Source organism: Streptomyces sp. NPDC056361 (assembly GCF_042262805.1).
Taxonomy (GTDB): domain Bacteria; phylum Actinomycetota; class Actinomycetes; order Streptomycetales; family Streptomycetaceae; genus Streptomyces.
This window is the reverse complement of record NZ_JBHJQI010000160.1, coordinates 1-19,673: the sequence shown is the minus strand read 5'-3', so window position 1 is coordinate 19,673 and position 19,673 is coordinate 1. Positions and strand designations below refer to the sequence as shown.

Genomic DNA, 19,673 nt, shown 5'->3' with positions numbered 1-19,673 from the left:
TTCCGCGACAGGGAATGCCTGGCCGTCGTTCTCGCTGCTCCGCAGTCGCGGCGGCTTTCTCCGCTATTCGTCTATTCGTCTATTCGGCGGCGGCCCGCATCAGGATGTCCTCGTACACCTTCGGGTCGTCCGAGGCGATCACCGGCCAGCCGATGCCGTACGCGCCCTCCCAGCCCACGTCGATGCCCGGGTTGGCGTGGTCGGAGCCGTCGGGCAGGAAGAGGTGCGGGCTGCAGTTCACCCGGTCCGTCCGGGACACGGCCGCATGGTCGGCGAGCGTTCGGCGGGCCCGCCCGTCGTCCAGCGCCTCGGTCAGCGCGTCGACGTCCACCACGCCGGTGTCCGCGGCCACGTCCAGGATCACCTTCCGGTTGCTGATGCACCGGGACTCGGCCCAGAACGCCCGGCGGAGCCCCAGGTCGAGCTGCTCGGACGCGTTCAGGCCCTGCTCCTTCGCGGCGAGGACCGCCTCCAGGGCGGGCAGCGTCGTCGAGGGGTACAGCCAGTCCTTGGCCTGCCACAACTGCCAGCCGGCGGCCGGCTCAAGGCTCCCCATCCGGGCCACCTCGCTGTCCGTGCCGGGGCGCGGGCTCGGGGCGTCGTTCAGCAGCTCCAGCGGGAAGGCACGCAGGTCGAAGGAGACCTGGTCCTCCAGGCCGAGGCGGGCCCGGGTGGCGTGCAGCCGGTGGACGGCGATGTGCGCGAAGGAACACCAGATGTCGGAGAAGACGGTGACGACTCCGCGAGGCGGGGTCAGGTCGGCGGTGGTCGGGTCGGACATGGTTCTCCTCAGGTCGTGTGCCGAGTCCGGGCGTGTGTCGAGTTCAGGCGTGTGCCGAGTCCGGTCGTGTGCCGAGTTCAGGCGTGTGTCGGTGCCGGTCGTGCGTCGGCGTGGCGGGGCTCAGCCGGCGGGGGACTCGTGGGCGTCGAGTGCCGCATCCAGGTCGAGGTCGGCGTCCGGCAGCCAGGCGGGCAGGGAGGGGATGCGGGCCATGGCGTCGAAGAGCCGGGGCACGGCGTCCTCGCGGACGGTCGGCCCGTGGGCGCTCAGCAGTCGCGCGGGGCGCAGCGCGGCCAGCTCGCGCACGCACCGGACGAACCTCGCCTCGTCGACCAGGGCGGTCCACGGGGCTATGGCCCGGTTCAGCACGTCGAATCCGCGGAAGAAGTCCTCCTCGGAAAGGTCGGTGAATTCCTGGGTGACCTCTTCGACGACGGTGCCGAAACTGTCGGAGCTGTAGAGCGTGCCATCGGAATGGTCGAACACGGCGAGCGTGCCCGGTGAATCGAAGGTGGGCGGTCGATGGAAACTCAGCTCGCGGTCGCCGACTTTCACTCGGCTGCCCGGGTTCGCTGTTGCCACCCGCTCCCGCGGAATGTCGAACTCCTCCGATATCCGCGTCACTGATATCGCGTTGGCGAGCACCTTCGCGTGCGGGGCCGTCTCCAGGACGCGGGCGAGGGCTCCGGTGTGGTCGCGGTCGTCGTGGGTGACGACGACCCAGCGCAGATCGGTCGGGTCGACGAGCGACCAGAGCGAGTCGAGGAAGGCCTCCCGGTCGACGGGCATGCCGGTGTCCACGAGGAGCGGCTGCCCCGACCGTAAGAGGAAGGCGTTCACGGGCTGCTCGCCGAGGCCCGGCAGGGGCAGCGTCGAGGGGAGGACGTGGATGTCCGGACCGGCGGTGTACGACGCTTTCATGGCGGACCTTTCATGAGTGGCCTTTCGTGACGGACTTTCGTGACGGACTTTCCATGACGGCCTTTCGTGACGGACCTTCCGCGACGCGTCCTCAGACGAGCTGGATGGTCAGGGAGCCGGCGATCAGCAGGGCGAGGCCCAGGGCGCGCGGCTTCGTCAGGGAGCGCTGGGGGAGCTTGAACAGGCCCTTGTGGTCGATCAGCGCCGACGTGAGCTGCTGCCCGGTCACCGTGAGCGCGATCGTCACCGCCGCGCCGATCGACGGGATGAGCAGGAAGGTGCCGGTGACGTAGGCGGCGGCGCAGGCGCCACCGAGCCAGCCCCACCAGGGCATCCTCTTCAACGGGGCGATCCTGGGCTTCGGGGTGCGCCGGGTCGCGTACAGCACGAGCAGGACCACCGCGATCGTGAAGGTCGCGACGGCGAAGCTGATCACGGCGACGGTGAGGGGTTCCCCGAGCTGGGCGCGCAGCTGGGCGTTGACCGCGCCCTGCACCGGCAGGACACCGCCGGCGACCACACCGAGGGCGAGTAGGCCCGCGCGGCCGGCGCTCGACATCCGGGGGGCTCCGGGAGGGGCCGCCGCCTTCATCCCCCGGATGATCACGACGATGCCGGCGAGCACGGCCGCGGCGCCGATGGCGATCCCGGCGCTGAGGTCCTTCTGTTCGAGCCCGAGCAGGCCGAAGAGGTCGAGGGCGAGCGAGGCGAACATCTGGCCCGTCACGAAGAGTCCCACGGCGGCGAGGGCGCCGAGCCGGGGGAAGAGCAGGATGCCGCTGGTGATGTAGAGCGGACTGGCCAGCCCGCCGAGTAGCTGCCAGGGCTCCACGTCGGGCAGCTTGCCGAGCGCACCGAGCGCGCCGGCGGCCACCGCGAGCACGACGAGCAGGCCGGTCGCGACGCCGAGCTGGATGGTCGAGGCGCCGTACGGGGTGCCGACGGCCGAGTTGAGCTGGAGGTTCACCGAGGCCTGGACGGCCAGGAGGCAGCCGACCAGCAGGGCCGCGGCGAGAAGCGCGGTGTGCATCTGGATCTCCCTGGGACGGGGCGGGGCGGGGATGGCGAGCAGGTAAGTGGACGTCGTGTCCGTTTAGCATGCCACGCGATCAGTCAAACGGACAAGGTGTCCACTTGGTGTGGAGGGAAGTAGGGTCTGACCCATGAGCGACGACGAGCAGCGTGGACGTGGAGCCGCCTCCGTGCACCGGGTCGGCGGGCTCCTGGGAGATCTGCAGGCCGCGGACGAGCAGCCGGTCGCCCCGCGGCGACGGGCGGACGCCGAGCGCAACCGCGCCCAGATCCTGGCCGCGGCCGAGCGGCTCTTCGCCGAAGCCGAACAGGACCCGCGGACGGTCACCATGGACCGGATCGCCAAGGCCGCGGGCGTCGGCCGCGCCACGCTCTACCGGAGCTTCCCCGACCCCTCGTCGGTCGCCGTGGCACTGCTCGACGAGCACGAGCGCCACCTCCAGGGCCTGCTCATCTACGGCCCCCCGCCGCTCGGCCCGGGCGCACCCGCGGGCGAACGGCTCGCCGCCTTCTACCTGGCGATGCTCGATCTGCTGGAGCGTCACCTCCCGCTGGCACTCGGCGCGGAGACCGGCCCCGCGCGCTTCCGCACCGGCGCCTACGGCTTCTGGCGCGTCCACGTCCGCACCCTGCTCGTCGCCCACGGCGTCCGCGATCCCGACCCGCTGATCGACATCGCCCTCAGCCCCCTGTCGCCCGAGCTCTTCCGCTTCCAGCGGCACGAACTCGGCCTGTCGACCGAGCGCATCGGCCACTCCCTGACCACCTTCGCCCGCCGGCTCCTGGCGCCCGGGGGCGAAAGCGTGGGCGGGGATGGGGGCTGAGGCCGGGGGCCGGGGTCGAGGCGGTGCACGGCTCCTCGTGTCCGAGGGCGGAGCCGCCGGGTCGGGTGGGCGAGGCCGGGAAGGATCAACTGCCGGATGCGGCCGAGGCGTTCCTCGGCGGAGCCTCACAGGGCGCCGCTGTCGGAGGGGCGGCGCGGCACGGCGCGGTGTTGCCGACGGGGCCGCGCTCCGGCGGCCACGGGGCGTCGGCGGGGGCGTACGGGCAGCACGTCTCCAGCTCGGCACCGGTGTCGACGTAGCCGATCAGCGCCGCGACGGCCGTCGCGTCCAGGCCGGGGCGCAAGGAGCCGGCCCGCGTCGGCCGCGGGCCCCGGGCCTGCGCTGCCCGCGCCTGCCCGGGCCGTGTAGCCGAGCCGATCGAAGGCCCGGCCGCCGACGAGAGGATCTCCGGTCTCGCCCGTCCGGCCGAAGCCGGTGCTTGACGGGCATCTCCCCTCCAGGTGACGAACGCCCGGGCGCCCGCGACGCGGCCGGAACCGTGGGGATCGGCTGTCAGGCTGATCCAGCTGATCCAGCTGATCCAGCCGACTCAGCCGATCCGGTCGATCCAGTCGATCCGGCCGATCCAGTCGATCCGGCCGGACCAGCCGATCCGGCCACGACCACGGCCCTCGATCGGGAGCGGGAAACGGCGACGCCGGCCAGGCACAGCGCGCCGCCGGCGAGGGTGAGCAGGCCTGGCAGTTCGCCGAGGAACACCCAGGCCAGGAGTACCACCAGCGCGGGCACGGCGTACGTGGTCGCGCCCATTCGGCCCGCGGTCGTACGGGCCAGGGCGTAGGCCCAGGTCGTGAAGGCGAGGGCGGTCGGGAACACCCCGAGGTAGACCATGTTCAGCGTCGCCGACAGCGGGGCCCGGCCCGCTTCCTCGACCAGCTGTCCGGCGAAGGGCAGGCAGGCCACCGCGCCCACCAGGCACCCGAACGTCGTCACCTGGAGCGCGCTGCCGTGCGCGAGCGCGGGCTTCTGCGCCACCACTCCGCCCGCGTACGCCATCGCGGCGAGCAGGCACAGTGCGACGCCGAGCACCGAGGCGTGACCGCCGGACGACGAGGCGGACATCGACAGGCCCACGGCCACCGCGCCCGCGAACGACACGGCCATGCCGGCGAGCAGTCGGGGCGGCAGCGACTCCTTGAGGAAGCGCGCGCCGAGGAGCGCGATCAGGATGGGCCCGATGTTCACGACCATCGCCGCGGTGCCCGCGTCGACCTCCTGCTCGCCCCAGTTGAGCACCACCATGTACACCCCGAACCACAGCAGCCCCGAGGTCGCGATCCCCGGCCACGCCGCCCGCGGCGGCAGCCCCTCCCGCCGCGCCACCAGCACCAGCCCGAGGACCAGCACCCCGGCGAGCAGCCGGCCGAGTGCCAGCGCGCCGGGGGAGTAGGCCGCCCCGGCGCTGCGGATCGAGACGAACGCGGAGGCCCACAGGACCACGGTCACACCGGCGGCGCCGAGCGCGAGCCGCGACGATTGCTTCTGCATGCCTCGACCGTAGGGCGTGGACCCTTCGGCGCTCACCGCAATATCGACCTCTCGAAGGTCACCGCAGCGCGGCCGGGGCGATGCCCAGGGACGCGTGCAGGGCGGACTCGCCCTCCTCGGTCACCTTCACGGCCCGCTCGGATCCGATCCGTACGCACCATCCGGTGTCGAGGGCGTGCCGGCACAGGGCGGCGCCCGCGGCCCCCGCGAGGTGCGGCCGCCGCTCGGTCCAGTCGAGGCAGCCGCGCGCGACGGGCCGCCGCCCCGTGCGCACGAGGGCGATGCCCCGCTCGTCGAACCACGCCAGGCCCCGGTCCGTGAGCGCGAAACCGGTGTCCTGGCGCAGCAGCCCGCGCCCGGTCATCGCCTCCGTGATCGCGATGCCGAGCCGCCCGGCGAGGTGGTCGTAGCAGGTCCGGCCCCGGGCCATCGCCTCCCCGGCGCTCGCTTCCCGCAGTGAGCGCGGCCGTGCGCGGACCTCGGGTTCGGACCGGGCGGCCAGGTCCTCCACGAGGTGCGCGATCCCGGGGTCGGCGAGTCGCACGTACCGGTGCCTGCCCTGCCGTTCCTCCGCGAGCAGCCCGCCCGCGACCAGCTTCCCGAGGTGCTCGCTCGCCGTCGACGGCGCCACCCCGGCATGCCGGGCGAGCTCACCCGCCGTCCACGCCCGTCCGTCGAGCAGGGCGAGCAGGAACGCGGCACGGCTCTCGTCCGCGAAGAGCGCCGCGAGCGCGGCGAGGTCACTGGCTGCCATGACCCCAGCGTGCCGCACTCATCCTTCGGCGGCGGCCGAAATGTCCGAGGGCGCCGTCGCCCTGCGGGCCGGCAGGGCCTCGTACTGCGTTCCGAGCCCGTCGAGGAGGGCGCGCAGGCCCGTGTCGAAGGCGCGCTGGTCGACTTTCTGGCGGTGCTCGGCGAGGAGGTGGGCCTGGCCGAGGTGGGGGTAGTCGGCGGGGTCGTAGGCGGTCTCGTCGTCGACGAAGCCGCGGGCGAAGGAGCCGAGGGCGGAGCCGGTGACGAAGTAGCGCATGAGGGCGCCGATGGAGGTGGCCTGGGCCGGGGGCCAGCCGGCGCGGACCATGGCGCCGAAGACGGCGTCGGCGACGCGGAGGCCGGCGGGGCGGCGGCCGGGGCCCTGGGCGAGGACCGGGACGACGTGGGGATGGTCGGCGAGGGCGGCGCGGTAGGAGACGGCCCAGTCGTGGAGGGCGGTGCGCCAGTCCCGGACGTCGTCCTCCTCGAACATCGACAGGTCGATCTTCGCGCTCACGGCGTCGGCGACCGCGTCGAGGATCTCGTCCTTCGTGCGGAAGTGGTTGTAGAGCGACGGCCCGCTCACCCCGAGTTCGGCGGCGAGTCTGCGGGTGGAGAGCGCGGCGAGGCCCTCCGCGTCGACCAGCGCGCCCGCCGTCTCGACGATGCGGTCTCGGCTGAGGAGGGGCTTGCGCGGTCGGGCCATGGCGCACATAGTAGGCCTGCGCTTTAAAACTAGCAGTGGTAATTAAATGGACGGGCGAGGTGGTGCACGGTGGATCTGGCGCTGAGCGAGGAACAGGAGGCCGTGCGGCGGCTCGCCCGGGACTTCGTCGCACGCGAGGTCGCTCCGCACGTGGTCGCGTGGGACCGCGCAGAGGAGGTGGACCGGGCGATCGTGAAGAAGCTCGGCGCCGTCGGATTCCTCGGGCTCACGATCCCGGAGGAGTACGGAGGCTCCGGCGGCGACCACCTCGCGTACTGCCTCGTCACCGAGGAGCTCGGCCGCGGCGACTCCTCCGTGCGCGGCATCGTCTCCGTCTCCCTCGGCCTGGTCGCCAAGACGATCGCCTCCTGGGGCGGCGAGGAGCAGAAGCGGACCTGGCTGCCGCGCCTCGCAGCCGGCGAGGCGCTCGGCTGCTTCGGCCTCACCGAGCCGGGCACCGGCTCCGACGCCGGGAACCTGACCACCCGGGCGGTCCTGGACGGCGCCACCGGCGACTACGTGATCAACGGCGGCAAGACGTTCATCACCAACGGCACCTGGGCCGACGTCGTCCTGCTCTTCGCCCGCACCAACGACACCCCGGGCCACAAGGGCGTCTCCGCCTTCCTCGTCCCCACCGACACCCCCGGCCTCACCCGCCGCGCCATCCACGGCAAGCTCGGCCTGCGCGGCCAGGCGACCGCCGAGCTGGTCCTGGAGGACGTCCGCGTCCCCGCCGCCGCGATGCTCGGCCCCGAGGGCAAGGGCTTCACCGTCGCCATGTCCGCCCTGGCCAAGGGGCGGATGTCGGTCGCCGCGGGCTGCGTCGGCATCGCACAGGCCGCACTCGACGCCGCCGTGCGGTACGCGGGGGAGCGCGAGCAGTTCGGGAAGCCCATCGCCTCGTACCAGCTCGTACAGGAGCTGATCAGCGACATCGCCGTCGACGTGGACGCCGCCCGCCTGCTGACCTGGCGGGTCGCCGACCTGGTCGACCGCGGGCAGGACTTCGCCACCGCCGCGTCCAAGGCGAAGCTGTACGCCTCCGAGGCCGCCGTCCGCGCCGCCAACAACGCCCTCCAGGTCTTCGGCGGCTACGGCTACATCGACGAGTACCCCGTCGGCAAGCTCCTCCGCGACGCGCGCGTCATGACCCTCTACGAGGGCACCAGCCAGATCCAGAAGCTCATCATCGGGCGGGCGCTGACGGGAGTCTCGGCCTTCTGACCGGATGCGTACGCCGGGCGCGTGCACCGGGCGCGTGCACCGGATGAGCGCGCGGGACGCGGACACGAGACGAGCGCGTGGGATGCGTACGCGAGATGAGTACGTGGGATGAGTACGCGGGCGGATGTGGTGCGGTGCACATCCGCCCGATGCTCTTCCCATGAGCGACACACCGGTCAAGCAGCAGAACACCGCCGCCTACTACATGCAGGCCGTGATCTCCTTCGCGGTCGCCGCCCTGGCCGTGGCCATCGGGGTCTACCAGCTCGAAGCCAGCGCCTGGGTGCGGGCCTTCCTCGCCGTCTCCGTCCTCTACCTCACCACCTCGGCCTTCACCCTGGCCAAGGTCGTCCGCGACCGGCAGGAGGCCAGCCAGATCGTCAGCAGGGTCGACCAGGCCCGGCTGGAGAAGCTCCTCGCCGAACACGACCCCTTCCAGAAGCTCTGATGCCGAGACGCTCTAAGCGCTTGCTCACCCTCGTTGTATGGTGTTCGTCCTGACGGGGTCCGAGAAGGAGTGTGCGATGAGCGTGGCGGAGGAGACGCCCGGGGGCGACGACATGCCCTGGGGCGAGGTCACGCCCGAGGCGGCGCGGCGGCTGCTGGTGGCCGCCGTGGAGGCGTTCGCCGAGCGCGGCTATCACGCCACCACGACCCGGGACATCGCCGGCCGCGCCGGGATGAGCCCGGCCGCGCTCTACATCCACTACAAGACCAAGGAAGAGCTGCTCCACCGGATCAGCCGCATCGGCCACGACAGGGCCCTGGAGATCCTCCGGGCCGCGGCCGCCGGCGACGGCACGGCCGCCGAGCGCCTCGCCGACGCCGTGCGCTCCTTCGTCCGCTGGCACGCCGAGCGCCACACCACCGCGCGGGTCGTCCAGTACGAGCTCGACGCCCTCGGCCCGGAGCACCGCGCCGAGATCGTGGAGCTGCGCCGACAGTCCGACGCGACCGTGCGCGGGATCCTCGACGAGGGCGTGGCCGCCGGCGAGTTCGACGTGCCGGACGTGGCCGGCACCACCGTCGCCGTGCTCTCCCTCTGCATCGACGTCTCGCGCTGGTTCAACGCGGAGGGCCGCCGGACGGCCGACGAGGTCGGCGCGCTCTACGCCGACCTCGTCCTCAGGATGGCGGGGGTCCGCACCCCGTAGGGCCCGCCCGGTGGCGTGTCCGCCGCCCGGGCCTCCGGGCGGCGGTCAGAAGTAGTAGCGGGAGACCGACTCGGCGACGCAGACCGGCTTTTCGGAGCCCTCGCGCTCCACGGTCACCGCCGCCGTCACCTGCACGCCGCCGCCCGCGTCCTCGACCTTCGTCAGGACGGCCGTGGCGCGCAGCCGCGATCCGACGGGTACGGGAGCGGGGAAACGGACCTTCTCCGTGCCGTAGTTGAGGCCCATCTTCATGCCCTGGACCGACATCACCTGCGGCACGAACAGCGGCAGCAGCGACAGCGTCAGATAGCCGTGCGCGATGGTCGTGCCGAACGGGCCGGAGGCGGCGCGCTCGGGGTCGACGTGGATCCACTGGTGGTCGCCGGTCGCCTCGGCGAAGAGGTCGATCCGCTTCTGGTCGACCTCCAGCCAGTCGCTGTGCCCCAGCTGCTCTCCGACCCCCGCGCGCAGCTCCTCGGCGGAGGTGAAGATCCTCGGCTCGGCCATGTTCGTGTCCCTTCTGGTACGGCATACCCAACGGTCGGTATCCAAGCGCTTGCTCAGCATGTGGGGTGCGGGGGCCACTGTCAACGGCCCACGGTGCCACAGCAGTAGGGTTCGACGGGTGCCGCAGATTCCAGAGAAGATCCACGAGCTCACCGTCGGCCAGCTCTCCGCCCGAAGCGGGGCCGCCGTGTCCGCCCTGCACTTCTACGAGGCGAAGGGGCTCATCAGCAGCCGCCGCACCACCGGCAACCAGCGCCGCTACGGCCGCGACACCCTCCGCCGCGTCGCCTTCGTCCGCGCCGCCCAACGCGTCGGCATCCCCCTCGCCACGATCCGGCAGGCGCTCGCGCAGCTCCCCGAGGAACGCACGCCCACGAACGAGGACTGGGCCCGCCTCTCGGCGGCCTGGCGCACCGAACTCGACGAACGCATCAGCCAGCTCGGCCGGCTCCGCGACCACCTGACCGACTGCATCGGATGCGGCTGCCTCTCCCTGGAGACCTGTGTCCTCTCCAACCCCGACGACGTCATCGGCGAGCGCATGTCCGGCTCCCGCCTCCTCCCCGTACGCCGCCCCGCCGACGGCTCCTAGGGGATGCCTTCCCGACCACGCCGGGCTCGCGGGCCTGATCGACACGACACCTCCTGGGCCCTGTCCGGCGGACCGGGCCGGCTCCCCTCAGTACCGGACGGCCGCCGCCACCAGCTCGGCGTTCGAGCGCGCCCGGGCGCCGTTCGGCAGGAGCAGCGTGTCCTCCAGACCGATCCGGGCGACGAGACCCAGTCGGCGGGCCAACCGCAGCACCGGCCACGCGCCGCCCTCCACGCCGTGGAGCAGCACCGGGACACCGGGTGGGCGGCGGCCGCCGATCTCCGTGAGCAGGGCGAGCGCCAGGGCTACGGCCTCGGCCGCGGCCGGACCGGAATTCGCGGCCGGGCCGGAATCCGCGGCCGGGCCGGAATCCGCGGCCGGGCCGCGTGCCCGCGCCAGGATGCGTACGACCCGGTGGGCCAGCGGGGAGCGGGCGAACAGGGCGGGGCCGTCCGTGTCCGGCCACAGGGCGGCCTCGACGTCGATCCCGCGATCCAGGAGCGCCGCCGCGATCCGCTCGGCGCCCGGTTCGTGCCAGTCGACCGAGACGAGGTCGGGGAGGGCGGTCCAGGAGTGGACGCGCTCCGCTCGGCGTTCCGCGTCGGGCTCGGCGGACAGGGCCGTCGTCACGCGGACCGGGGGGCTCGGCGCCGTGCCGGACGGGGCGCCCGTCGGGTGGTGGAGTGCCGCCCGGAGGGACGTGAGGACCGGTGCGAGCACGCGTGGCGACAGCGAGGGGCGGCCGCAGGGCGTACGGGGGTGCACGCGCACCTCGCCCGCTCCGGCGGCCACCGCGGCGGCGGCGGAGGCGGCGAGGGACTCCGGTGACGTCGGCACCGCCGCGGAATCCCCGGGCTCCCGCGGCCCGTTCAGGCAGACCTGGAGCACGGTGGACGGCGTCCGGGTCACGCCGCCGAGACGAGCGGGCGGTGCCGGTCCGTGCGGGCCCTGGCCAGCGCGCCCGAGGTGAGGACCGCCCGGGGGACGCCGACGCCGCAGTCCCCGCACACGGGTCCGGGGGAGGGTTCGTGCGGGTCCCCGGGGCCGGCCCACTCGATCCGGGGGCCCGCGCACACCGGGCACTCCTCGCCCGGTCCGCTCTCCAGGGCCGTGATCAGTCGCCGCAGTACGTCGGGCAGGGGGTCCGACGGGTGCACGGCCGGATCGCCGCACCGGACGACCCCGTTGCCGCCCCAGACGCGCCGGTGCCAGTCGTCCACGGCGCCGAGCCGCCGCAGGCCCTCGTGCTTCTCGCGCCGCCGCCGGGCCGCGAACTCCTCCTCGTACGCGAGCCACACGGCCCGCGCCTCCTCCAGCTCGTCGAGCGCGGCCACCAGCCGCCCCGGGTCGAGCTCCCGGTCCTCGGGCCCGAACCTGTGCCGACGGCACAGATGGTCCCAGGTCGCCCGGTGCCCGTACGGCGCGAACCTCTCCAGGCACTTGCGCAGGGAGTACCTGCGCAGCGCCATGTCGTGCCCCGGATCGCGCACCTGTCTCGCGAGACTCCGGAAACCGGCCATCTCTCGCCACCTCCGCCGCTGGTCCTTCCGCGATATCAGAGGGACGAACGAGCGGCCCGCGATGTTCCATCGAATTGCGGATGGCATCCATCAGAGGGGCGGAAGGGGCTCCCGTCACCCACCGGAACCAGCGCGTCCGGTGCGTTCGGGCGCACGGCGCGGCCGTTCCGGGCGCGTGCACCGGCTCGCTCGGGTCCCGTACGGTCGATCCGCGCGGCGGCCCCTCGGCGCCCCTCCTACGGCCGTCCCATCCGGGCCGCCGACACCACCACCCTGGCCAGCTCGGGCCGGAGGATGTCGCTGTGCGAGCGGACGACGGCCGCCGCGTCGACGCTCGCGCAGCCCACCGCCGGCACCCCCTCGCGCAGCACCGCGTCCAGGCTCAGGTCGGGCGTCCCCGGCACCGCCTGCACACCGTCGTGCCCGATCGCACCCCACTTCGGGTCGTCCGAGCCGAGCAGCCCGGCCCAGGAGCCGGCCCCCGTCCCGGCCCCCGTCCCGGCCTCGACCCCGGTCCCGCCTCCTGCCCCCGTCCCGGCCTCGCGGAGTGACGCCGAGTCGCCCGCGACCCGGGAGGCCAGCGGGTACATCACCCCGAGTGCCGAGTCGTGCCGCGAGTAGCAGGCGACCACCGGGCCGCGCACCCGGTACTGGGCGTCGCGCAGCGCACCGGACCGCCGGGGGTCGTGCGGCAGCCGGGGTGCGAAGGCGTAGTGCGAGAAGGCGCCCTGAAGGAGGGTCACGGAGGCGACCGGCCGGGCCCCGGAGGGAAGGCTGCGAAGGGCGTACGCGACGAGCCGGGCGCCCATGCTGTGGCCGACCAGGTGGACGCGGAGGCCGGGGGCCGTACGGGCGACTTCACCGAGCAGCGGCCCGAGTCCCTGCTCGCCGACGTGTCCGGCCCGCTTCTTCATCACGTAGTAGGTGGCCTGCCGCAGGGCTTCCCGGCCCCCCTTCCAGTACCGCTTCAGCCCCTTCCCGAAGCCCTCCCCGAAGCCCTCTCCGGTCCCCTCCCCGATCCTCTCCCCGAATCCTTCCTCGATCCCCTCCAGGGGCCGTTCGCCCCCCGCCCCGTCCGCCAGCGCCTCGGTGAACAGCGCGCAGACCTCCAGCGGGTCCGCGAGAAGGAAGTCGGGAACGCGTTCCCGGGCGACGGCGGCGCCTCGGTGGTCCGGGTCGGGGACGTCCGCCAGCTCGCGCAGCAGGGCGCCGAACTCGGCGAAGGCCCGCTCGTCGGCGGGCGCCGAGGAGAGGAGCTCGGTGATGCGGCCGAGGACCGGCTCCTTCTCCGGAAGGACCGTCACCAGGGCCCGGTAGTCGGGGACGGGTTCGCCGGTGAACATCATGGAGGGCCAGATCAGGCCCGCGTAGCCGGCCTCGACGCCGGGGGCGAGGAGGCCGGGGAAGGGGGCGAAGAAGTCCGAGCAGAGGCGGGTGGCGCCGGACGGGGAGCTGTTCCACCCGTGGGCGAGGACCACCAGGTCGGTGACCCCCTGCCGGGCCAGTGAGGCGAGGGACGCGGACTGCCCCGCCGGCCCGTCGCCGTCCTTGTCGAAGGTGATTTCCCGGTACGGCTCCACACTCATCCCGGTCACGGCCCGACCGTCCCTCCACGTCGAGGCGGGCCGCCATGCCGTGGGCGCGCGCGTGCGCGGGCGGCGGCTCCACGGCCAGCATGCCCGCGCACGGCCCCGTCCAGACGTGGGACGGGCGGTCAGCGCAGCCGCGCCGCCGAGATCCGCGGGAAGTGGATCAGGAGGTCGTACGAGGCGGAGAGCCGCACGGGCAGGGTGTCGCCCGGCCAGGGGTACGCGGTTCCGACGCTCCGGGCCGGCCGGGGCACGCCGAGCCAGTCCCGGGCGGCCGGAGTCGTCCGGCGCAGGTCCAGGTAGAAGGCGTCGGGGGAGACCCGGTCCAGGGTGTGGGCGGCGCTGTCGGGGCCGAGTGGGGCGACGGTGAAGACCCGGAGCGGTTCGCCGGGGGCCCCGGTGTCGTGCGCGTTGAACGAGCCCTGCCCGAAGGAGGCGCCCACGCTGACGTAGTCCCGGCCGAGCGCGTCCCGCAGGAAGGCGCCCTGGAGCCGGGGGTACTGGGCCGGCTGGGTGGTCTCGTAGCCGACGTGCCCGTTGTGCGCGGAGAGCACGATCCGGTCGCCGGTCCGCCGCTGCCACCACACGGTGTTCTCGGCCATGACCCGGTCCCGGTAGAGCATCGCGGCCGCGACGCCCGCCTCCGTCGTCAGGTCGTGGGCGTACTCGGTCCCGACCTGGGCGACGGCCCGCGCGTGCTGCACGGCCCAGGCGTGGGCCTCCCGCGCCCCGGCACCCGTGCCGGGCCGCTGCCCTTCCAGGAGCGCGAGGGCCCGGTTCACGTCGGCGGCCATCCGCTGCCGCTCGGGGCGCGGCCGGTCCATGTACTCCTTCATCCAGGTCGCCGCCCCGCCGGTGGGCCGCGAAGCCCGGTACAGCTCCCGGAAGCGGGGGAGGAGCGCCGGGCGGACGCGTGCGACGTACGAGGTGACGGCGTCGAAGAGGTTCGGGCCCGCGTAGCCGAGGTCGTTGCCCATGAAGCGGACCTGGTGGTCGGGGTGGGCCAGGTTGTGCCGCCGCATCCACCGGAAGAGGTCGAGGTACTCCTCGGTGTTCCAGAGGCGGTACGACTCCTGGAACTCGTCCCGCATGATCGCCCGGATGTCGCCCCGTCCGGTGCGGACCCACTCGTCGACGCGCAGTCCGGTGGACCAGTTCGCCTCCAGGGCGAAGGTCGTGAAGCCCCGCGACTCCACGAGGTGCTCGAAGATCCGGTGCTTGGCCGCGAAGAACTCCGCCGAGCTGTGCGTGGCCTCCCCGATCCCGACGACCTTGGCCGAACCCACCATCCGGTCCAGCGGCCGCAGGTCGGTCAAGGGGTGCGCGGAGCGGGCCAGTTCGCGCGCCGGATCGGGTGCGCCCACCGGTGCTCCGGCCGCCCCTGCGGCGGGCGCGAGGGCGGCCAGGCAGGCGGCGGCCAGCACGCCGACGAGGGGCAGGCGGCATCGTCGTAACGAGAGGTTCATGGGGCAAGCGTGGTCGGCGGGACGCCCGGAGGACATCCCGCTCGCACCCGGACCGGACGGGGGGTCAGCCCCCCACTCGGATCGGACGGGGGGCAGCCCCCCCACCCGGATCGGACGGCGGGCAGCCCTCGCCTCCCACCGGGACCTGAAAGGGGCGGATCAGCGGTAGAGCAGGTACTCCTCGCGCACCGCGCGGAAGGCCGCCAGGTCCGCCGCCCACGCCCCGACGACCTCGTCGACGTCCGCGCCCGCGTCGATCAGGGTCCGTACGCGGGTCGAGCCGGTCAGCTTGTCGATCCAGTGGTCGGGGCGCCAGGCGAAGCCCGCCCACGCGTCGCGGGCGGTGACGAGGAGCCCGATCCCGGTGCGGACGGGGTCGAAGGACTCCCGGTCGTGGACGTGCAGTTGGACCCCGCCGACGGTCTTGCCCTGGAACTTGGAGAAGGTGGGCGCGAAGTACGCCTCGCGGAGGCGGACGCCGGGCAGGCCGAGGGCGTTCGCGGCCTCCGCCCACCGCCGGTCGATCCCTTCCGCGCCGAGGAGTTCGAAGGGGCGGGTGGTGCCCCGGCCCTCGGACAGGTTGGTCCCCTCGAACAGGCAGGTGCCGGAGTAGACGAGCGCGGTGTCCGGCGTCGGCATGTTCGGGCTCGGCGGCACCCAGGGCAGCCCCGTCGCGTCGAAGAACTCCGTGCGCCGCCACCCCGTCATCCGCACGGTCTCCAGGGGCACGGGCGCGGCCAGGAACTCCCCGTTGAAGAGCCGGGCCAGCTCGGCGACCGTCATGCCGTGCGCCTGCGCGATCGGCTCGCGCCCCACGAACGTCGCGAACGTCCGGTCCAGGACGGGCCCGAGCGCCGCCCGCCCGGTCACCGGGTTGGGCCGGTCCAGGACCACGAACCGCTTCCCGGCGAGCGCGGCGGCCGCCATGCAGTCGTACAGCGTCCAGATGTACGTGTAGAACCGCGCACCGACGTCCTGGATGTCGAACACGACGGTGTCCACCCCGGAGGCGGTGAAGACGTCCGCGAGCGGCTGCCCGCTCTTCAGGTACGTGTCGTAGACGGGCAGCCCGGTCGCCGGGTCGTCGTACCGGCCTTCGGAGCCGCCCGCCTGCGCGGTGCCCCGGAAGCCGTGCTCGGGGCCGAAGACGGCGACGAGGTCCACCCGCTCGTCGGCGGCCATGACGTCGACGACGTGCCGCGCGTCCGGGGTGATCCCGGTCGGGTTGGTGACGATCCCGACCCGTTCGCCGGCCAGCAGGGCGTACCCGTCCGCCGCCAGCCGCTCGAACCCGGTCCGCACCCGGCCGTGACCGGGCGCGGCGGCGGCCGGGGCGGCGGACGCCGACGCCGCCACCGCGCCGAGGGCCCCTCCGGCGGCCAGCAGACTCCGTCGCGACAGACCCATGGAACCTCCTCGGGGTGACATGGGCACGCACGCTAGCGCTCCTGACCGCGCCGGGGAACGAGGCGTGCGGAACGGGTCTTCCGCCACTCCATACCGACTGGTTAGTCTGTGCGGGTCCTCGCAGCGGTTCATGCGGCCGCCGCGGTTCTTCACAGCAGTTCTTCACAGCGGTTCTTCACAGCGGTTCCTTGCAGCGGGTCGTCACAGCCGAGAGGTGGGTCCATGGCCGCGGGTACGGATGCGGGTACGGGTACGAGCACGGGCGCGAACGCTCTCCGGGGCGCCGGGGTCGTCGTCACCGGGGCGGGCGGCGGCATCGGTGCCGCCCTGGCCCGCCGCTTCGCCGCCGAGGGGGCCCGGGTCGTGGTCAACGACCTCGACGCCGTCCGTGCCAAGGCCGTCGCCGAGGAGATCGGGGCCGTCGCCGTCCCCGGCGACGCCTCCGCCGTGGTCGACGAGGCGCGGGAGGTCCTCGGCGGCACCGTCGACGTCTGGTGCGCCAACGCCGGGCTCTCCTCGCCCGGCGACGCCTTCGCCGACGAGGACGTCTGGGCCGCCGCCTGGGACGTCAACGTGATGGCGCACGTGCGCGCGGCCCGCGCCCTGCTCCCGGAATGGCTGGAGCGCGGCAGCGGCCGGTTCGTCTCCACCGTCTCCGCCGCCGGACTGCTCACCATGATCGGCGCGGCGCCGTACAGCGTCTCCAAGCACGGCGCGTACGCCTTCGCCGAATGGCTCTCCCTCACCTACCGGCACCGCGGCCTCAAGGTCCACGCCATCTGCCCGCAGGGCGTCCGTACGGACATGCTGACGGCCGCGGGAACGGCCGGCGAGCTGGTCCTCGCCCCCACCGCCATCGAGCCCGAGGACGTCGCCGACGCGCTCGTCGACGCCATCGCGGAGGACCGCTTCCTCGTCCTGCCCCACCCCGAGGTCGCCGGCTACTACCGCAACCGCGCCACCGACCCGGAGCGCTGGATCGGCACCATGAACCACGTCCAGCAGGCGTGGGAGACGGGCACCCGCTAGGAATCGTCCCGGCGGATGGGAAGATCTACGGACGGGAACGGTGTTTCCCGACCCAGGACGATCACGGGTGATCACGGAAGATCGCGGACGATCACGAAGGAAGGCGGCGGAGCATGGCCAGGACGACGGACGGGAGCGGCACGCCCGTGCCCCAGAGGCTCCTCGCCGCCGCCACCCGGCTCTTCGCGGAGCAGGGCTACGACCGCACCTCCGTCCAGGAGATCGTCGAGGCCGCCGGTGTCACCAAGGGCGCCCTCTATCACTACTTCGGCTCCAAGGAGGACCTCCTCCAGGAGGTCTACTCCCGGGTGCTGCGCCTCCAGCAGGAGCGGCTCGACGCCTTCGCGGACGCCGACGCCCCCATCGAGGACCGGCTGCGCGACGCCGCCGCCGACGTCGTCGTGACCACCATCGAGAACCTCGACGACGCCTCCATCTTCTTCCGCTCCATGCACCACCTCAGCCCGGAGAAGCACAAGCAGGTCCGCTCCGAGCGGCGCCGCTACCACGAGCGCTTCCGCGCCCTGATCGAGGAGGGCCAGCGCTCCGGGGTGTTCTCCTCGGCGACCCCCGCCGACCTGGTCGTCGACTACCACTTCGGCTCCGTGCACCACCTCTCCACCTGGTACCGCCCCGACGGCCCGCTCACCCCCGAGCAGGTCGCCGGCCACCTCGCCGACCTCCTGCTCCGAGCCCTCCGCCCCTGACGGCCCCGCGGGGTATAACTGGCCCGTGGACGGGGCGGGCGGGGCGGACGGGACACGCGAGCGGGCGGGCATCGACCGCAGACTCGTCGTCGTGGGCACGGGCAGCTACCGGCACGCACCCGAACTACCCCTGATGCCCGAGGAGTTACGCGCCGCCGTCCGCCTCTTCGGCGGACTCGGCTACCGCGTCGACGAGCGGATCACCGACGCCGGCCTCGGCACCACCCGGGACCGCGTCCTGGACTGGGCCTACCGGACGGACGGCACCGGCAGCGCCGTCGTCGTCTACTGGACGGGACACGGCGCCGACGGCGCGGGCCGCCACTACCTGCTCTGCGCCGACAGCCACCCCGACCGGCTCGCCGGCACGGCGCTCGCCGCCGAGGACCTCACCCGCTACGTCCTCGAATCCGGCGCCGAACGGGTCCTCCTCGTCATCGACACCTGCTGGGCCGGACAAGGCGGCGCCGACGCGGCCACCGCCGCCGAACGGCTGCGCGCCGCACTCCGCCAGGGGGCCGCCGACCACCGGGTCACCGGCCAAGCCGACACCGGACGGCGGCTCACCGACTTCGCCGTCATAGCCGTCGCCCGCGCCGGGGAACCCGCCTCGCCGATGGTCTTCGCCGCCGCCCTCGAAACCGCGCTCGCCCGGCTCTCCGTCTCCCTCAAGCAGCGCTACCTCTCCGTCGAGCAGGTCGTCGACACCGTCAACGACATCTACCGGAGCGCCGGAATCCGCCAGACCGCCCGCGCCCACGTGGAGACCGAGGGCTACGCCTTCTTCTCCTTCGAGAACACCGGCTACCGCCCCGAGGCCCGCTACGACGAGGGCGACGTCGCCGAACTGGCGGCCAGGCTCGCCCGGACCGGCCCCGAAGGCCTGCGCCGCCGCGCCGACCTGGAAACCCACTTCGCCCCGCGCGGACAGGGCTTCGAACACGCCGCACCCGGACGCGGCGGCTCGTACTTCGTCGGCCGCACCGCCGAACTCGACCGGATCGGCCACTGGCTGGCCCACGGCGACCCCGCCTGGGGCCGGGGCCTCCTCGTCACCGGTGGCCCCGGCGTCGGCAAGTCCGCCCTCCTCGGCAAACTGCTCCTCCGCTCCGGCGGCCGTACGGCGGACACCCCCGCCCCCACCGCCATCCACGCCCGGCACCGCTTCCTCGAAGACCTCGTCGCCGCCGTCGCCGACGCCGCCGGGGTCACCGCCCGCACCCCGCAGGCCCTCCTCGGAGCCCTTGCCTCCCGCCGCGCCCCCCTCCACCTGATCGTCGACGCCCTCGACGAGGCCGGCGAGGCCCACGGCGACGACACCGAGGCCCGCCGGATCGCGGCGGAGCTCCTGTGCCCCCTGCTCCGCGTCCCCTGCGTACGGCTCCTCGTCGGCACCCGCCCCCACGTCGTCGACGCCTTCGGCGGCGAACCCGCCGTCCTCGACCTCGACGACTCCCGAGAGAGCAGCGGCGAGGACATCGCCCACTACGCCCGCCGCCTCCTCCAAGCACCCGACGGACCCGGCAGCCGCGGCCCGTACGACGACGCCGGCGCCGAGACCGTCGCCCGCGAGATCGCCGCCCGCGCCCGCGGCAGCTTCCTCTCGGCCCGCATCGCCGCCCGCTACCTCGGCCGCGCCCCCCGCCCCGTCGACCCCACCGAACCCGGCTGGCACGCCCGCGTCCCCGAGGTCGGCGAAACCCCCGGCGTCACCTTCCTCCGCGTCCTCCGCCACCAACTCGGCCCCTCCCACCCCCGCGCCCTCCCCCTCCTCACCGCCCTCGCCCTCGCCGAAGGCCCCGGCCTCCCCCCAGACCACGTCTGGCGCACGATCGCAACCGCCTGCGCGACGACGGACCCGCCCACCCCCGCGTGGGCTCCGCCCGCGCCCCCTACCCACCCCCGTGTGGACAATCGTCCCTCCCCCGGACTTCGTCCGGGGGGACCCA

20 protein-coding genes and 1 pseudogene are annotated in these 19,673 nt (G+C 73.7%); 8 read left to right on the top strand and 13 right to left on the bottom strand.

Annotated features, from left to right (window positions below):
• Nucleotides 1–79: 79 nt before the first annotated feature.
• The 3 genes from ACFCY7_RS34515 to ACFCY7_RS34505 form a co-directional block, all read right to left on the bottom strand.
• On the bottom strand, nucleotides 80–781 hold the full coding sequence (locus ACFCY7_RS34515) for a DsbA family protein (protein ID WP_376490023.1): 702 nt from the start codon (nucleotides 779–781) through the stop codon (nucleotides 80–82).
• A gap of 120 nt (nucleotides 782–901) precedes the next feature.
• Nucleotides 902–1,702 carry an MBL fold metallo-hydrolase gene (locus ACFCY7_RS34510; RefSeq protein WP_376490022.1) on the bottom strand — a complete coding sequence of 267 codons (801 nt, stop codon included), beginning with the start codon at nucleotides 1,700–1,702 and terminating at the stop codon, nucleotides 902–904.
• A gap of 91 nt (nucleotides 1,703–1,793) precedes the next feature.
• Nucleotides 1,794–2,732, bottom strand: coding sequence for a DMT family transporter (locus ACFCY7_RS34505; RefSeq protein WP_376490021.1), 939 nt, complete (start codon nucleotides 2,730–2,732; stop codon nucleotides 1,794–1,796).
• A gap of 133 nt (nucleotides 2,733–2,865) precedes the next feature.
• Here ACFCY7_RS34505 and ACFCY7_RS34500 point away from each other — a divergent pair, with 133 nt between their 5' ends.
• Nucleotides 2,866–3,558 (top strand): TetR/AcrR family transcriptional regulator, encoded by a 693-nt coding sequence (locus ACFCY7_RS34500; RefSeq protein ID WP_376490020.1) that lies wholly within the window; start codon nucleotides 2,866–2,868, stop codon nucleotides 3,556–3,558.
• An 85-nt stretch (nucleotides 3,559–3,643) separates the two neighbouring features.
• Here ACFCY7_RS34500 and ACFCY7_RS34495 read toward each other — a convergent pair whose 3' ends face one another.
• From ACFCY7_RS34495 to ACFCY7_RS34480, 4 genes are all read right to left on the bottom strand, one after another.
• Nucleotides 3,644–3,862, bottom strand: coding sequence for a hypothetical protein (locus ACFCY7_RS34495; RefSeq protein ID WP_376490019.1), 219 nt, complete (start codon nucleotides 3,860–3,862; stop codon nucleotides 3,644–3,646).
• Between the two features lie 209 nt (nucleotides 3,863–4,071).
• Nucleotides 4,072–5,067: a DMT family transporter gene (locus ACFCY7_RS34490; protein ID WP_376490018.1), complete on the bottom strand. Its 996-nt coding sequence runs from the start codon at nucleotides 5,065–5,067 to the stop codon at nucleotides 4,072–4,074.
• A gap of 58 nt (nucleotides 5,068–5,125) precedes the next feature.
• Entirely contained in the window at nucleotides 5,126–5,821 is a 696-nt protein-coding gene (locus ACFCY7_RS34485; RefSeq protein WP_376490017.1) for an ArsR/SmtB family transcription factor, read from the bottom strand.
• A gap of 18 nt (nucleotides 5,822–5,839) precedes the next feature.
• A complete protein-coding gene (locus ACFCY7_RS34480) occupies nucleotides 5,840–6,526 on the bottom strand; it encodes a TetR/AcrR family transcriptional regulator (protein WP_376490016.1) in 687 nt (228 codons plus the stop codon).
• A gap of 69 nt (nucleotides 6,527–6,595) precedes the next feature.
• Here ACFCY7_RS34480 and ACFCY7_RS34475 point away from each other — a divergent pair, with 69 nt between their 5' ends.
• The 3 genes from ACFCY7_RS34475 to ACFCY7_RS34465 all read left to right on the top strand — a co-directional run bounded on the left by ACFCY7_RS34475 (nucleotide 6,596) and on the right by ACFCY7_RS34465 (nucleotide 8,907).
• Nucleotides 6,596–7,753, top strand: coding sequence for an acyl-CoA dehydrogenase family protein (locus ACFCY7_RS34475; RefSeq protein WP_376490015.1), 1,158 nt, complete (start codon nucleotides 6,596–6,598; stop codon nucleotides 7,751–7,753).
• A gap of 160 nt (nucleotides 7,754–7,913) precedes the next feature.
• Nucleotides 7,914–8,201: a YiaA/YiaB family inner membrane protein gene (locus tag ACFCY7_RS34470; protein ID WP_376490014.1), complete on the top strand. Its 288-nt coding sequence runs from the start codon at nucleotides 7,914–7,916 to the stop codon at nucleotides 8,199–8,201.
• A 76-nt stretch (nucleotides 8,202–8,277) separates the two neighbouring features.
• On the top strand, nucleotides 8,278–8,907 hold the full coding sequence (locus ACFCY7_RS34465) for a TetR/AcrR family transcriptional regulator (RefSeq protein WP_376490013.1): 630 nt from the start codon (nucleotides 8,278–8,280) through the stop codon (nucleotides 8,905–8,907).
• Between the two features lie 45 nt (nucleotides 8,908–8,952).
• On the opposite strand, the gene ACFCY7_RS34460 is transcribed toward ACFCY7_RS34465, so the two are convergent.
• The gene (locus ACFCY7_RS34460; protein ID WP_376490012.1) at nucleotides 8,953–9,414 is read right to left on the bottom strand and encodes a MaoC family dehydratase; all 462 of its coding nucleotides are present in this window, start codon (nucleotides 9,412–9,414) and stop codon (nucleotides 8,953–8,955) included.
• A 118-nt stretch (nucleotides 9,415–9,532) separates the two neighbouring features.
• On the opposite strand from ACFCY7_RS34460, the gene soxR reads away from it, so the two are divergent.
• Nucleotides 9,533–10,006, top strand: a complete 474-nt coding sequence (soxR, locus tag ACFCY7_RS34455; protein WP_376490011.1) for a redox-sensitive transcriptional activator SoxR — start codon at nucleotides 9,533–9,535, stop codon at nucleotides 10,004–10,006.
• Nucleotides 10,007–10,093: 87 nt separating this feature from the next.
• On the opposite strand, the gene ACFCY7_RS34450 is transcribed toward soxR, so the two are convergent.
• The 5 genes from ACFCY7_RS34450 to ACFCY7_RS34430 all read right to left on the bottom strand — a co-directional run bounded on the left by ACFCY7_RS34450 (nucleotide 10,094) and on the right by ACFCY7_RS34430 (nucleotide 15,988).
• Nucleotides 10,094–10,915, bottom strand: a complete 822-nt coding sequence (locus ACFCY7_RS34450; protein ID WP_376490010.1) for a 3-keto-5-aminohexanoate cleavage protein — start codon at nucleotides 10,913–10,915, stop codon at nucleotides 10,094–10,096.
• Nucleotides 10,912–11,526, bottom strand: coding sequence for a hypothetical protein (locus ACFCY7_RS34445; RefSeq protein ID WP_376490009.1), 615 nt, complete (start codon nucleotides 11,524–11,526; stop codon nucleotides 10,912–10,914). Before ACFCY7_RS34445 ends, ACFCY7_RS34450 begins: the two co-directional genes overlap by 4 nt.
• A gap of 236 nt (nucleotides 11,527–11,762) precedes the next feature.
• A complete protein-coding gene (locus ACFCY7_RS34440) occupies nucleotides 11,763–13,112 on the bottom strand; it encodes a serine-threonine protein kinase (RefSeq protein WP_376490024.1) in 1,350 nt (449 codons plus the stop codon).
• A 128-nt stretch (nucleotides 13,113–13,240) separates the two neighbouring features.
• Complete coding sequence (locus ACFCY7_RS34435) at nucleotides 13,241–14,581, bottom strand: erythromycin esterase family protein (protein WP_376490008.1); 1,341 nt, start codon at nucleotides 14,579–14,581, stop codon at nucleotides 13,241–13,243.
• Nucleotides 14,582–14,740: 159 nt separating this feature from the next.
• A complete protein-coding gene (locus ACFCY7_RS34430) occupies nucleotides 14,741–15,988 on the bottom strand; it encodes an exo-beta-N-acetylmuramidase NamZ domain-containing protein (RefSeq protein WP_376490007.1) in 1,248 nt (415 codons plus the stop codon).
• Nucleotides 15,989–16,210: 222 nt separating this feature from the next.
• Between ACFCY7_RS34430 and ACFCY7_RS34425 the strand changes: the two genes are divergently transcribed.
• The 3 genes and pseudogenes from ACFCY7_RS34425 to ACFCY7_RS34415 all read left to right on the top strand — a co-directional run.
• The gene (locus tag ACFCY7_RS34425; RefSeq protein ID WP_376490006.1) at nucleotides 16,211–17,017 is read left to right on the top strand and encodes an SDR family oxidoreductase; all 807 of its coding nucleotides are present in this window, start codon (nucleotides 16,211–16,213) and stop codon (nucleotides 17,015–17,017) included.
• Between the two features lie 113 nt (nucleotides 17,018–17,130).
• Nucleotides 17,131–17,724, top strand: a complete 594-nt coding sequence (locus tag ACFCY7_RS34420) for a TetR/AcrR family transcriptional regulator (protein ID WP_376490005.1) — start codon at nucleotides 17,131–17,133, stop codon at nucleotides 17,722–17,724.
• 25 nt (nucleotides 17,725–17,749) lie between these two features.
• A pseudogene (locus ACFCY7_RS34415) lies at nucleotides 17,750–19,673 on the top strand (hypothetical protein); the annotation flags it as partial.